Annotated in this window: 8 protein-coding genes; 4 read left to right on the plus strand and 4 right to left on the minus strand. The window is 73.8% G+C overall.

The window, feature by feature from the left end:
- The first annotated feature begins 3 nt into the window (after nucleotides 1–3).
- A complete protein-coding gene (ypfJ, locus tag ACZ6TB_RS06455; RefSeq protein ID WP_465551272.1) occupies nucleotides 4–945 on the plus strand; it encodes a KPN_02809 family neutral zinc metallopeptidase in 942 nt (313 codons plus the stop codon).
- An 18-nt stretch (nucleotides 946–963) separates the two neighbouring features.
- On the opposite strand, the gene ACZ6TB_RS06460 is transcribed toward ypfJ, so the two are convergent.
- Nucleotides 964–1,596, minus strand: a complete 633-nt coding sequence (locus ACZ6TB_RS06460) for an acVLRF1 family peptidyl-tRNA hydrolase (RefSeq protein WP_465551274.1) — start codon at nucleotides 1,594–1,596, stop codon at nucleotides 964–966.
- 31 nt (nucleotides 1,597–1,627) lie between these two features.
- On the opposite strand from ACZ6TB_RS06460, the gene ACZ6TB_RS06465 reads away from it, so the two are divergent.
- Nucleotides 1,628–2,305 (plus strand): DNA alkylation repair protein, encoded by a 678-nt coding sequence (locus tag ACZ6TB_RS06465; RefSeq protein ID WP_465551276.1) that lies wholly within the window; start codon nucleotides 1,628–1,630, stop codon nucleotides 2,303–2,305.
- A gap of 437 nt (nucleotides 2,306–2,742) precedes the next feature.
- On the opposite strand, the gene ACZ6TB_RS06470 is transcribed toward ACZ6TB_RS06465, so the two are convergent.
- Both ACZ6TB_RS06470 and ACZ6TB_RS06475 read right to left on the minus strand, forming a co-directional pair.
- Nucleotides 2,743–3,336 (minus strand): LysE family transporter, encoded by a 594-nt coding sequence (locus tag ACZ6TB_RS06470; RefSeq protein ID WP_465551278.1) that lies wholly within the window; start codon nucleotides 3,334–3,336, stop codon nucleotides 2,743–2,745.
- A gap of 149 nt (nucleotides 3,337–3,485) precedes the next feature.
- Entirely contained in the window at nucleotides 3,486–6,890 is a 3,405-nt protein-coding gene (locus ACZ6TB_RS06475) for an NACHT domain-containing protein (protein WP_465551279.1), read from the minus strand.
- Between the two features lie 97 nt (nucleotides 6,891–6,987).
- Between ACZ6TB_RS06475 and ACZ6TB_RS06480 the strand changes: the two genes are divergently transcribed.
- Together ACZ6TB_RS06480 and ACZ6TB_RS06485 are read left to right on the plus strand one after the other, a co-directional pair.
- The gene (locus ACZ6TB_RS06480) at nucleotides 6,988–12,417 is read left to right on the plus strand and encodes an AAA family ATPase (RefSeq protein ID WP_465551281.1); all 5,430 of its coding nucleotides are present in this window, start codon (nucleotides 6,988–6,990) and stop codon (nucleotides 12,415–12,417) included.
- A gap of 311 nt (nucleotides 12,418–12,728) precedes the next feature.
- Nucleotides 12,729–13,424 carry a histidine phosphatase family protein gene (locus ACZ6TB_RS06485; RefSeq protein WP_465551283.1) on the plus strand — a complete coding sequence of 232 codons (696 nt, stop codon included), beginning with the start codon at nucleotides 12,729–12,731 and terminating at the stop codon, nucleotides 13,422–13,424.
- 101 nt (nucleotides 13,425–13,525) lie between these two features.
- Here the strand turns inward: ACZ6TB_RS06485 and ACZ6TB_RS06490 are convergent, their stop codons facing one another.
- On the minus strand, nucleotides 13,526–14,281 hold the full coding sequence (locus ACZ6TB_RS06490) for a maleylpyruvate isomerase family mycothiol-dependent enzyme (protein ID WP_465551285.1): 756 nt from the start codon (nucleotides 14,279–14,281) through the stop codon (nucleotides 13,526–13,528).
- Between the last annotated feature and the right edge of the window lie 19 nt (nucleotides 14,282–14,300).

A 14,300-nucleotide genomic window follows, 5' to 3' on the forward strand; every position in this document is an offset into this window, starting at 1 on the left:
GAGATGGAACTCAACGAGAACGCTGACATCGATACCAGTCAGGTCGAGGACCAGCGCGGCTCGGGCGGTGGCGGTGGAGGTGGCGGCTTCGGCGGCCTGCCGATCCCGATCGGCGGTGGCGGCCTCGTCGGCCTCATCATCACCGTCGTGCTGCTCGTGGCCGGCGGCTTCTTCGGCGTCAACCAGCTCGGCGGCAACAGCGGCAACTCCGGGGACAACAAGAACATCACCCAGGAGTGCGGCGACAAGACGACCGCCCGTACCAAGCTCGACTGCCGCAACGTGCTCTATGTGAACTCGATCCAGGCGTTCTGGAAAGAGGCCGAGCCGCAGTACTTCGGCAAGCAGTATCAACCGGCCAAGACGGTGCTGTTCTCCGACCGGGTGAGCACCGGCTGCGGCGCCGCCGACTCGGGCACCGGGCCGTTCTACTGCCCCGCCGACGACAAGGTGTACATCGATCTCACCTTCTACCAGCTGCTGGCTCAGCAGCTGGGCGCGCCCGGTGAGTTCGCCCAGCCGTACGTGCTCGCCCACGAGTACGGCCATCACATCCAGGACCTGGTCGGCACCGAGGCCAAGATGCGCCAGGCGCAGCAGAGCGCGTCGTCCGACGCCGAGCAGAACCTGCTGTCGGTCAAGCTCGAGCTGCAGGCCGACTGCTACGCCGGGGTCTGGGCCAAGCACGCCACCGAGACCAAGTCGTCGAACGGCCAGGCGATCTTCAAGAGCCTGACCGCCGACGACATCCAGGAGGGCATCCAGACCGCCGGCCAGATCGGCGACGACACCCTCCAGAAGCGCAGCGGCAACCAGATCAACCCGGCCGAGTTCACCCACGGCACGTCGGCCGACCGGCAGAAGTGGTTCTCCCAGGGCTACAACTCCGGGACGCCCGAGAAGTGCGACACCTTCGCGGCGGGGGCGGTCAAGGAGGGCGACTGACTCACGGTCCCTGTTGGCTTACGGTTCCTTCACCAGCACACGTACGGCCCGAGCCCCGGCCACCGCGGAGACCAGCACCGCGTGCCGGGGCTCCGGCACGTCCAGCAGCCGTTCGGCCAGCAGGCTCGCCACCACCGACAGCGAGGGCGGCGCGAGGATGGCGTCGATCGCGGCCCGGTCACCACCGGTCACGAGGGCGGCCAACGACCGTACCTCCGGAAGAAGAATGCGCCCCACGATGCCGGCGCCGTCGGCAGCTGCCGCTTTTGCCTGATTGTCCCGCCGGCGCGCGAAGCGTTGCTGGGACCAGCCACCCGCGGCCGTGCGGCCCTGGACATAGTGGGTCTCCACCTTGGACGCGACCAGCTCCGTCCCCTCGGCGATGCCCACCGCCACGGCGCCCTTGCGCGCCAGCAGCAGCCCGATGCGCCGCGGCTTCCGCGCCTCCTCGACGAGCTCAGCAAGCGTCGCGACCTTCGGCGCCCCCGGCGGTTCCTGCCAGCTCGCCGTGGCGCCATCCTCGGCGATCAGGAGCAACCCCTCCTCCGCGTACGCCCCATGGCGCCCCGCGAAGTTCTCCAGCCACCGCGACAGCCGCTCGGGCGCGACGTCCACCCACTTGCCGCCGCCGGCCGCCGTCCGCTCGCCCATTCTTGTCACACTACGGTGGCAGGATGCAGCTGTGACGGACCTGGTGGCAACGCTGCTCACCCGCCTGGGCGATCTCCTGGCCGAGGCCCGCGACCCGCAACGCGCCGCGGCCATGGCCGCGTACATGCGCGACCAGTTCGAGTACGCCGGCGTCCCCGCGCCCACGCTGCGTTCGGTCGAGCGGGCCGCGTTCGCCGGCCTGCCCCGCCCGTCCGAGTCCGACCTGCGCGACTTCGCCCTCTCCTGCTGGTCCCTGCCCGAGCGCGAGTACCAGTACGCGGCCTGCGACTACTTGCGCAAGCACGTCGGCGTGGCCGGCCCCGACTTCCTGGAAGTCACCCGCACCCTGATCACCACAAAGTCCTGGTGGGACACCGTAGACCCGCTGGCCACCCGCTTCACCGGCGACCTGGTGCGCTCGCATCCGGTGCTGGTCTACGAGATGGACGACTGGTCCCACGACGAGAACAAGTGGCTGGTCCGCACCGCGATCCTGTTCCAGCTGCACTACGGCGGTTCGACGGACACCGCGCGGCTCTTCGGTTATTGCACCCGGCAGGCCCGCCACCCGGATTTCTTCGTGCGCAAGGCGATCGGCTGGGCGTTGCGTCAGTACGCCCGCACCGACCCGGAGGCGGTGCGGGCTTTCGTGGTGGGCACGCCGGAGCTGTCGCCCCTATCCCGCCGCGAGGCGATGAAGCACCTGTAGGGGTCGCTCTGCTTACCTATACGCGCCACGCCCGCCCGGCCACCCCCGCCCGGGCCGACGCCGTCGCTCTGCTTACCTATACGCGCCACGCCCGCCCGGCCACCGCGCCCGGCCACCGCGCCCGGCCACCGCGCCCGGCCACCTCGCTCGGGCCGACGCCGTCGCTCTGCTTACCCATACGCGCCACGCCCGGCCGGCCAGCTCGGGCCAGTCGCATCGGACCGGGCGAAGGGCGAGGCGGGCCCAGCAGGCCGGGCAGCTCGGGCAAGCCGCGGCCCAACCGGACCGCGGGCCGACCGCGCGTGTCTGCCTGCGGAACGTGCCAAGCGAACGGCTACCGCGGTCGACGCGGCGATGCCCGCCCCGCCGCCCGCGACAGCCATCCCCCGAGCCGCAAGAAGCACGCCCGGCCCCAGGACCGGACAGAAACGACAGCGCTACAACAGCTTGATCGCCAGTACGGCGATCACCGCCGCGGAGACCAGGGCCGTAACCATCCGGCCGCGGTCGCCGGTCAGCAGGCGGCCGATCAAGCTGCCGCCACCGGCGATCAGCAATTGCCAGCTCGCCGAGGCCAGGAACGCGCCGACCACGAACCACACCCCGCCACCCTCGCCCGAGCGGCCCAGGACCAGCGCGGCGAAGTAGACGACCGTAGCCGGGTTGAGCAGGGTCAGGGCCAGGATCCCGGTGAAGGCCCGCATCGGCGTCGCCGGCCGGTCCGGGCGCGCGGCCTCATCGGGCTTGCGGAACGCACCCCGGGCGGTCAGCACGGCCAACCCCAGCAGCACCACCGCCGCGGCCCAGCGCAGTGGTGTCGCGATCGGGGCGATCAGGCCGGCCACGGCCGCGCCGCCCACCACCGCGATCGTCGCGTAGATGCCGTCCGCCGTGGCCGCGCCCATCCCGGCCGCCGCGCCCACCCGCAACGACGTGCGGGCGCTCAGGCCGGCGATCAGGACGCCGATGGCGCCCACGGGCATGGCTACGCCGTAGCCGGCGACCACGCCGGCCAGGAACGGCGCGCTCATGACAGCTGCTGGCGGACCGACCCTTCGGGGACGGGCGTCGTCTGCTGTCGGACGGCCGGGGCGGCCGCGGCGACAGGGACGACGGGATGCTTCAGCAGCTTGTTCACGCGCGCCATCATGCGGCCGGAAGCCGCGCCGCTGCCACCGATTTACCGGTTGTCCGCGAGCCAGGCCGCGATCCGCTCCTCCACATAGCCCAGCGCCGCGTCGATGTCGGCTACCTCGTCCGGCGTGCGGGCCAGCGCCACCAGCGACGCGTGCAGGTGGTCGGCGCTGCCGGCCAGCCAGCTGAACTCGTCGAACAGCGCGGCCAGGTCGGTACGCCAGCGGTCGGCCCCGGTGCGGACGCTGGCCAGCCGCACCCGGAACGTCTCCAGCTCGCCCCGCATCTCGTCGATGCCGGCCGACTCCCGGCCGCGGTCGAGCTTGCCCAGCACGTCGGGCACGCGCCGGCGACGGCGGGTGGCGGCGGCGCGGGCGCCCGCGAGCACGGCCGCCTTGTGGTCGTGGATGCGCGACCACTCCGAGCCGATCCGGGAGAAGACGATCTCCGCGAGCATCGCCGACTCGGGGCCGCCCGGGTCGAGGCGGTCGAGGATCTCGGCGGCCGCGCGCATCCAGGCGTCCACCGAGCCGAGCAGGCAGCGCATCACCATCAGCGCGGCCTCGGTCGGCGCGTCCCGGTCGGCCGTCAGCGCGGCGAACAGCTGATCGGCGTACAGGTCCCGCAGATCGTCGTCCCAGCCCGGGAACTCGAGGACGATCCGCAGGCAGCGCAGGTAGCTCTCGACGGCCTCGGCCGGCGTGGTCTTGGTCGCCGGCAGCAGCCAGACCTCGAGCAGCGCCTGGGCCGCGGACGGCGTGCGATCGGGCCACCACGAGGCGAACGAGCCGGCGGTCGGCGCCAGACGGGAGTCGAACAGCGGTTCCAGCACGTGCCAGGGCAGCTCGTTGTTCGTACACCCCTGGAAGAAGACCCGCCGCCGGCGCGCGTCCACCTCGAAGTTGTCGATGATCTCGGTGTTGCCGCGCAGGTCCTCGGGCCGGCGGAAAAGCCAGTGCGGGTCCGCCCGCGGCGAGTAGGAGCCGTCGTCGAGGGTGAGCCGCACGTCGTTGCCGGCCGGGCCGTGGCACCGCTCGATCGCGACCGCGTCGACCAGCGTGCCCCAGCCGTCGTGGTCGAGCTGCCCGTGCCAGAGCAGCGCGTGGTTGTGCCACTGCCGGAACGGGTCGTAGTCGCCGGGCTCGACCAGCTCGCCGAAGCGCACCTCACCGGCGGTGACAACGGCGAGCAACATCACATTTGCGGTGTACGCGGCGAAGCGCGCGGCCACGTTCTTGCCCGGTACCGGGCGATAGGCAGTCGCCGGCCACGCGCCGTCCCGCTCGGCCTGCCGGAACAGCCGGATCAGCACGTCGGTCCAGCGGTCCCGCTCCTCGGCGGAGAGCCGGATCGCCATCCCGCTGAGGAACTTCATGATCGGCGCACGCGCGGTGAGCGGCACCGCCGACAACAGGCTCGCCAGCAGGTCGTTCCCGGTCATCGGCCGCCCGGCGAGGGTCACCGCGTCGCGCGCCACCGCCTCGCCGAGCAGCCGCCAGGTGAGCCGGGCCACGAGATATTCGCCGAACGTGGCGTGCAGGAACTCGTACGTGTTGCGGGTCCGGTGGACGAAGAAGAACCGCCCGAAGATCAGGCCCGCCGGGGTGAGCGCGTCGGCCCGGCCCGGCACCGGATCGCCGAGCGTGGCCCGCAGGTCGCGGTCGACCTCCTCCTCGTCGACCCACTGGGCCGAGCGGTTCAGCATCGCGAACGCGACCACGGCGAGCCGGTCCAGCTCCTGCTCGGCGAGCGGTCCGAGCTGCGGCGCGGCGACGTTGGGGTACGCCTTGGCGACCTCACGCCGGGCGAAACCGGTCAGCAGCCGTTCGAACAGCTCGCCGGTGGTGAGCGGACCGGCCGGGCCCCGGCGCAGCGCGTGCCCGTCCGCGTCGTACAGGGCCAGCATGAGCAGCAGCAGCGGCTGACCGGCCAGGTCGGGGTGGGCGAGCACGTCCGCGGCGGCCAGCCCGGCGTCGTTCACCTCGTTCCACACGTCGACCCACCGGCGGATCCGCGCCTCGTCGAAGGGCTGCAGGCGCAGGAGTACGGTCTCGGCCGGCAGCGACGCGCGATCGGCCACGCTGGTGCGGCTCGTCACCACCACCGCCGCGGCCCGTCCCTGCTCGTGTTCGCGCTGCTGGAAGTCGGCCGCCTTCTGCAGGAAGTCGTGCTGGCTGACCCCGGTCGCCTGGAGCAGCTCGTCGAAGCCGTCGAAGATGATCACCGGGACCGCGTCGGTCGACCGGGCCAGGGTCGGCCACGTGGTCTCCTCGGTGGTGGCGGCCAGCACCGCCTGCTCGATCTGCCGCTGGAGCGGGAGCGCGCTGTCGACGTCGCGCAGCGGCACCCGGATCGGCAGGAAGCGGGTGCTGGCCAGCCGGGCCGCGAGGATCTTGGTGAGCACCGACTTGCCGGCGCCGGGCTGGCCGAGCACCAGCAGCGGCGCGCGCAGGGCCCGCGGCGAGCCCAGGTAGCCGGCCAGGAAGCGGTCGATGTCCGGCCGCACCTCGACGTCCTGCCAGAACGTCTCGTCGGCGGGCGAGCGGTTCTCGGCCCGGGTCGCGACCTGGAAGGCGGGCGGGATGTACGCGCGTTCCAGCGTCGGCACGCCGAGGCCGTCGGGCAGGTCGATCGACTCGACGACACCCTGCTCGAGCATGGCGCCGTGCGCGCGCTGGAGGGCGTCGGCCACCCCCTCGGCGATCGTCTCGGTGGTGACCGAGCGCAGCAGCCGTTCGAGCTCCCGCAACGACGGCTCCAGCGCGTCGAGCCGCTTCTCCACCCCGAGCTGATGGCGGTGGTCGATCCAGAGGGCCATGTCCGGGCAATCGGTCATGAGGTTGAGCAGCATCTCCTCGTACCTCTTGATCGCCCGCCGCCCGCCCGCCCGGATGTCCCGCCGCAGGATGGTCCGCTCGCCGTCGCTGAGCTCGTCGTAGGGGGCGAGTCCGGCGAGGAAGCGGGCGAGGCCGTCCGAGAGATGGTCGTAGAAGACCTCCAGCTCGGCGAGGAACTTCTCGTTCGGGACGTGCGGCTCGGGAAGGACCACCCCGGCCCGCAGCGACGCCGTGGTGAGATCGCGCGCGCCGTCCGCGCCCTGACCGGCCAGGCGCAGCTGGTCCTGCCGGGTCATCCGGGCCCAGGAGAGATCGACGTCGGAGATCGCGTCGAAGTAGGCCGCGATCACGATGACCGTGTGCGCGGCGGCGAGCCGCTCGGTGCGATCGCGGCGGGCCGAGCCGGTCATCGCCCGGGCCGCCGCGTTCACCAGCTCGCCGGAGACCCGGGCCAGCTCGGCTCGCAGGTCGAGCAGCCCGAGCAGCGAGGGCGCGGCGATCGCGGCCCCGGCCAGCAGCCCGCCGGTCATCGCGTCGACCCGGCGGAAGACCGCCGACTGGGAGCCGCCGCCGAGAATCCGGACGGCATCGGCATAACTGATCGTCTTCGCCACGCTACCGATTGTTCCGGCGCGCCCGCCCCGGCGGCAGTCCCCGTTTCCCGGCCCCTGGCCTATTGGTCGAAAAGAGAAGGATCATCATTTAAGTGGCATGATCCGATTTATGGGCGAGGAGCTGCTGTACCGCAGCGACCGGACGCAGGTCGCCCGCCAGCCCGGGGACGACGGCAGCGTCGTGTGCAAGCGCGCCACCGGCGCCGGAGCCGTCCGGCGCGTCGAGCACGAGCGGGCCGTGCTGCGACGACTGGACGGCATCCCCGGCGTGCCCCGGCTCGCCGCCCGCCAGCCCCGGCAGACGCTCGTTCTCGCCGACGACGGCGGCCACGCGCCCGGCGCCGCCCGTCTGCCGGTGAGCCGCCTCGTCGAGGTCGCCCGGGCACTCGCCGGCACCGTCGCGGCCGTGCACCGGGCCGGCGTGCTGCACCGCGACATCACCCCGGCCAACGTCGTGCTGACCGCCGCCGGGACGCCAATGCTGATCGATTTCGACCTCGCGCTGGTAATCCCCGGCGACGCGCCGCCGGAGGAGCCGATCGGCACGCTCGGCTACCTGCCGCCCGAGCAGACCGGGCGGATCCGGCTGCCGGTCGACCGCCGCGCCGACCTGTACGGGCTCGGCGCCACCCTCTACACGCTGGCCACCGGCGAGCCGCCGTTCCCCGGCGACGACCCGCTCGAGCTGATCCGCGACACCCTGGTCCGGGTCCCCGTGTCGCCCGCCGACCGCGAACCGCGGCTGCCCCGGCCCCTCGGCGCGATCATCCTGCGGCTGCTGGAGAAGGACCCCGACCGCCGCTACCAGAGCGCCGAGGCGCTGGCCCACGACCTGGCCCGGTTCGACGCCGGCCCGGACGTGCCGTGGCGGCTCGGCGAACGCGACTTCCCGGCCGTGCTGACCGGCCCGGACCACCTGGTCGGCCGCGACCGCGAGCTGCGCCGGCTGACCGGGGCCCTCGACCGGGCGCAGTCCGGCGGCGGCCCGCTGGTGCTGGTCGGCGGCCCGCCCGGGGTCGGCAAGAGCGCCCTGGTCACCGCCCTGCGCCCGATCGTCACGCGGCGCGGCGGCTGGTACGTGACCGGCAAGTACGACCAGTTCCGCACCGGCACCAGCACCGGCGGGATCCGGCGGGCCCTGCAGAACCTGGCCCGCCGGCTGCTGGCCGAGCCCGAGCCGGAGATGGCCGCCGACCGGCAGCGGCTGACCGCCGCGCTCGGGTCGAACGCGGCGCTCCTCGCCGAGGTCATCCCCGAGATGGGCATCCTGCTCGGCCAACGGCCCGAACCGGTCTCCGACGACCCGGGCACGGTCGGCGGGCGGCTCTGGCCGTCGATCGTGGCGCTGCTGCGGGCGGTGGCCGAGCGCCGCCCGCTCGTGCTCGCCGTCGACGACCTGCACTGGGCCAGCAGCGCGTCGCTGCGGGTCATGGACGCCATCGTGTCGGCCGGCCCGATTCCCGGCCTGCTCGTCGTGGCCACCTATCGCGACCCCTCCGACTCCGGCCAGGCGCTGGCGCCGCTGGCCGCCCGCTGGGAACGCGACGGCGACGCCGCCCCGCCGATGCGGCTCGACGGCCTCGCCGGCGACGGCCTGGCCGACCTGGTCGGGGCCGTCCTGTCGATGCCGCCGGCCGCCGCGGCCGGGCTCGCCGGCCTGCTGCTCGCGGGTGGCGGCGGGAACCCGTACGCGTCGGTCGAGCTTCTCAACGCCCTGCGCGCCGACGGCCTGCTCACGCTCGCCGGCAACGGCTGGTCCTGGGACCCGGCCGAGGTCCGCGCGTTCCTGGCCCGGAACCGGGTGCCCGAGCTGCTCGCGGCCCGCATCGGCCAGCAGCCGGAACCGACCCGCCGGGTGCTGACCGCGCTGGCCTGCCTCGGCGGCGACGCCCCGCGCGCGATGCTGGCCGCCGCCGTCCGGATGCCCGAGCCCCGGCTCGTCCAGCACCTCGCGCCCGCGATCGCCGAGCGCATGATCGTCGCCGACCGGTCCGGCCTGCGGTTCCGGCACGACCTGATCCTGCGGGCGGCGCGCGACGACATGCCGGCCGACGATCGCGACCGGCTCCAGCTCACCCTGGGCCGCCGGCTCGCCGACCGGGACGACACCCGCCAGGAGGCCGCCGAGCAGTACCTCGCGGTGGCCGGCCGGATCGAGACGCCCCGGGAGCGGCGGACGGCGGCGGCGCTGCTGTACGCGGCCGCCCGGCGGGCCGTCCAGGTCACCAACTTCACCGTCGCCGACGAGCTGCTGACCTGCGCCGAGGGCCTCGCGGCGGCGGCCGGCGGCCAGGCCCGGCCGATCCGGGACGCGGTCGCCGTCGAGCGGCACGCGGTGCTCTACTGCCTCGGCCGGCTGGACGAGGCCGACGTCGTCTACCGCGACCTGGTCGGCCGCTCCCCCGACCTGGTCACGCTGGCCGGGGCGAGCACCACCCAGATCAACGGGCTCGCCCAGCGCGGCGCCACCCCGGCCGCGATCGAGCTGGGCCTCGGCATCCTGCGCCGGCTCGGCCTGGTGCCGCCGCACGACCTGGCCCGCTGGGTCGACACGCACCTCGAGGGCCTCTACCGCTGGGCCGACCGGCCGGACACCGAGACCACCGACCCGCGCATCGTGGTCACCGGCCGGGTCATCAACCGGCTGCTCGCGCCGGCGTTCCAGGTCGACCCGCTGCTGCACGCCTGGCTGGTCATCGAGGCGCACGAGCTGTGGGTACGGCACGGCGTCTGCCCACCGTTCGTCGGCACTCTCGGCGCGGCCATCTGCGTGACCATCGACCAGCGCAACGACTACCGCGCCGGCTACCTGATCACCCGCAACACGGTGGCGGTCGGGCTCGAGCGCGGCTACCTGGCCGAGGCGGCGGTCGCGCAGTACATGCATCTGTGCCTGGCCGCGCACTGGTTCGAGCCGCTCGAACAAATCGCCGACACGGCGCAACAGGCCCGGGAAGACCTGCTCTCGGCGGGCGACGTCCAGGTGGCGACGCTTTTGGCCGTACGTCTGCTGGCCGTCACCCTGGACGGCGCGGAGACCCTCGACACGCTGTCCGAGGAGCTCACGCCCGTGCTCGCGTTCGCGCGGCAGACCGGGAGCCGCTTCCCGGCGCTCACCATGGTCGGCTACCAGCGGTTCGTGATGGCGATGCGCGGCGAGACGGCGGCGCCGGGGTCGTTCTCGACCTTCTCGTCCTTCTCGTTCGACGAGGATGAGTATCGCGAGTCGATCGCGGGCTACGAACCCGGGCTCGCGACCTATCACACCAACCGGGCGCTGGCCGCGCTGCTGTTCGGCGACGAGGTGGCCCTGCACGAGCACGCGGCCGCGGCCATGGGGCACGAGCGGGCGATGCGCGGGTTCTACGTGTCGGCGCTGGCCCGGGTGGCGTGGGCGCTCTCGCTCGCGGCCCGCTGCCGCCGGGGCGACCGGTCGGTCGTGGACGAGCTCGGCGCCACCCGCGAGTGGCTGGCCCGGCGGGCCGACGAGGCGCCCCGGAACTTCCGGCCGCTGCTGCACCTGGTCGACGCCGAGCGGGCGTGGGCGCTGGGCGAGCCGGCCCTGGCCGCCGTGCACTTCGACGCCGGGCTGGACGAGGTGGACGGGCGGCCCTGGCACCGGGCGCTGCTCGCCGAGCGGGCCGGGGTCTTCCACCTCGGGCAGGGCCTCGTCCACGTCGGACATGCGCTGCTCGCCGAGGCGCGTGACGCGTACCGCCGCTGGGGCGCCGACGGCAAGGTGACCGCTCTGGAGAACGCCCACCCGTTCCTGCGTACCACCGCCGCCCTCACCGGTCCGGCGCCGGCCGGCTCGCCCGGCATCGACCTCATGGCGATCTTGCGGGCGTCGCAGGCGCTCAGCTCGCAGACCACCCTGGCCGGCCTCCAGGAGCTGGTCGGCGACCTGCTCGGCGCGATGACCGGGGCCACCGACGCCCATCTGGTGCTGCAAAATCGGGAAACCTCGCATTGGTACGTGTCATCCGTAGCCGGCGCGCCCGTCGGCGCCCTCCCGCTTCCCGACCTGGAGGCGGCCGAGCACTCCGGGCTGCCGCTCTCCGCGGTCCGTTACGCGCTGCGCACCGGCGAGCCGCTGCTGGTCGCCGACGCCACCCGGGACGACCGGTTCGCCCGCGACCCCAGCCTGGCCGGGCTCGACACCTGCTCGCTGCTGGTCGTGCCGGTGCCCAGCCACAACCTCGCCCGGGCGCTGCTGGTGCTGGAGAACCGGCGCCAGCGCGGCGTCTTCTCGACCGACCGGCTCGAGACGGTCCGGCTCATCGCCGGCCAGCTGGCGGTGTCGCTCGACAACGCGATCCTCTACGACTCGCTGGAGAGCACGGTCCGATCTCGCACCGCCGACCTCGCGGCCACCAACCGCCGCCTGGCCGACAGCGAGCGGCGGCTGCGGTCCCATTTCGAGCACGCCGCCGTCGGCCAGGTCATCCACGGCACCGACGACCGCATCGAGGAGGCCAACCCCGCGTTCCTGGCGATGACCGGCACCGCCCGGCGCGACCTGGCCGGCACCCGGCTGACCGACCTCTTCGGCGACCCCGACCGCGAGTCGCACCGTCGCGACCTGGCCGCCGTCATCGCCGACCGGTTGCCGCAGATCAGCCGCGAGCTCTCGGTGCGGCGCGCCGACGGCACCACCATGGACGCCCACGTCACCGTCTCGGCCGTCCGCGACGCCACGGGCCGCCCCGACCACCTGATGACCATTTTCCAGGATATAAGCGCACGAAGGGCGGCCGAGGCCGCCCGCGACGCGGCCCACCTGGAGCTGGCCGAGCGCCACCGCGAGCTGGAGTCCGCCGACCGCCTGAAGGCGGACCTCATCGGCATGCTCGGCCACGAGATCAACAACCCGCTGGCGATGATCCTCGGGTACGTCGACCTGGCCCTCACCGAGGACCACGTCCCGCCGCCCATCCAGGAGCTGATCGCAAAGATCCACCGAAGCGCCCAGCGCCTCGACACGATCGTCAACGAGGTCCTGGCCCTGGTCCAGATCGACGCCGGTCGCCTCACCGCGATCCCCCGCCCCACCCGCGTGGCCGACCACATCGACGCGGCGCTGGCCGCCACCGCCACCACCGGCGTCCGCGTGGACTGCCCGCCCGACCTGGTGGCCGCCGTCCAGCCCGGCCACCTGGACCACATCCTGACCAACCTGATCAGCAACGCCGCCAAGTACGGCGGAGGCGCCACCACCATCGAGGCGGCCCCGTCCCCCGTGGCCCCCGCGATCACCGTGCAGGTCCGCGACCAGGGCCCCGGCGTCCCGCCCGACTTCCAGTCCCGCCTGTTCGACCGTTTCGCCCGAGCCGACCGCACCGCCACCAAGGTCCCCGGCACAGGCTTGGGCCTCTACATAGTCCGAGAGCTGGCCCGAGCCAACGGCGGCGACGTCGGCTACCGCCCCGCCCCCGGCCACGGTTCCATCTTCGAGCTGACCATGCCCGTCCCCGATTTCCCCACCCCCGCCCCCACTCCCCACGCCGCAGCCGCCGCCTCCTCCTGAAGCCGTGCCCGTCCCCCACCCCCGAGTTCCGCCCCGCCCACTCCCCACGCCGCGGCCGCCCCCTCCCCCGGAAGCAGCGCCCCAGCTCGCGCCGTCCCCGTGGCCGCCACCAACCCCCGAAGGCCTCGGCCCCCAGCCCCCGCCGTCCCCGTGGCCGCCACCAACCCCCGAAGGCCTCGGCCCGCAGCCCGCGCGTTTCCACAAGGCCGCCGGCCACCTCCTGAAGCCGCGCCCGCAACTACCGCCACCCCAAGGACCGCCGCCCTCCGCGAACGCCGCCTCCCCCCGAAGGCCGTGGATAGGGTTGGCCGGTGAGCCTTGTGAGCGAACTGATCCTCGTCCGGCACGGCCAGAGCCTCGCCAACGTCGCGTTCCAGCATGCCAACGAGCGCGGCCTCCTCGACGCGGAGGTGAGCGGCCGCGACGCCGAGGTGCCCCTCACCGAGATCGGCGAGAAGCAGGCCGCGGCGGTCGGCGGCTGGCTGTCCGACCTCCCGCCCGGCCAGCGCCCGACGGTGGTGATCACGTCGCCCTACCTGCGCGCGCGGGAGACCTGGCGGATCGCCGCCGACGCCTCCGGGCTCGACCTGCCCGCGCCGGTCACCGACGATCGCCTGGTCGACCGCCTGATGGGCGACCTCGAGCTGCTCACCCACGCCGCCGTGGCCCAGCGCTTCCCCGCCGAGGCGGACCGCCGCGCCGAGGCCGGCGAGTACCGCTACGCCCCACCGGGCGGCGAGTCCTTCGCCGACGTCGAGTCCCGCCTGGCCGGCTTCCTGGCCGACCTCAACCGCACCCACCCCGGCGCCCGCGTGGTCGTCGTCGCCCACGACGCCGTGGTCCTGATGATGCGCGCCGTCATCGAGCACCTCACCTGGGACGAGGTGATGGCGATGGAACGCGCCGAGGGCACGGTCCGGAACGCCTCGATCTCCCAGTTCCTGGCCCGGGAAGGCCGCCTCGAACTGGTCCGCTACAACGCCGTCGACCACCTCCCCGCCGCCTGACTCAGCGGCGCCACGCGGACGGGTCCGCTACCGCGCCGCCAACCCACCCGGCGGCATCCGGCCGCCCGACCGAGCGGGCGGCGGCATCACGACAGGCGCGCCTATTCCGTGTCGGACCAGGTGGTCAGCTCGGCCAGGACCGACGCGTCGCCGTCCACGCGGAGCTGGTCGTAGGGGATGCGTTTGTAGAGGGCCAGCACCAGGTCGCTGGCCGAGCCGTGCAGGGTGGTCACGGGCTCGCCGCTCGCGGCCGGGTCGAAGTGGACGCCGGTCGGGGACAGGTCGACCAGCCAGGACGGGCCCTCGGTGGCGGTGAAGGCGACCCGCGCCGGGCGGTGGGGCCACGCGCCGAGTGAGGACAGGCCGACGCTGAGGAACTCGGCGACGCCGTCGACGGCGATGGCGGCCGGGAGCGGCTCGGGCTTGCCGGCCGCCTCCTGCGCGTCGAACGCGTGGACGGCCGCCTCCTGCACCTGGTGACGGGCGATCGCCCGGGCCGTCATGGGGGCGCCCGAGGACTCCCACCACGTCCACGCGGGACGGTCGGGGCCGGCCGCGCGCAGGGCGTCGATCAGGAGCCGGGTCGACTCGCCGAACCACGTCAGCAGGTCGCCCGAGGGGGCGGTGTCGCCGCGCTGCTCGGGGGTGGGCGGGCCGGACGTGTCGGCCTGGCTCGTCGCGACGGCCCAGAAGCGCTGCACCTCGCCGAGGTGGGTGATCAGGTCGGTCAGCGACCAGTCGGGGCAGCCCGGCACCCGGGCCTCCAGAGACGAAGCGAGGCCGGCGGCCCCACGCAGGGCCGCCGACCTCTCGTCGATCAGGGTCAGGAGCTCGGGAAACGGCGGTGTGTCGGTCATGCCTCGGTTTTTACCACCG

The sequence above is a fragment of the Actinoplanes sp. NPDC051537 genome, from assembly GCF_055586105.1.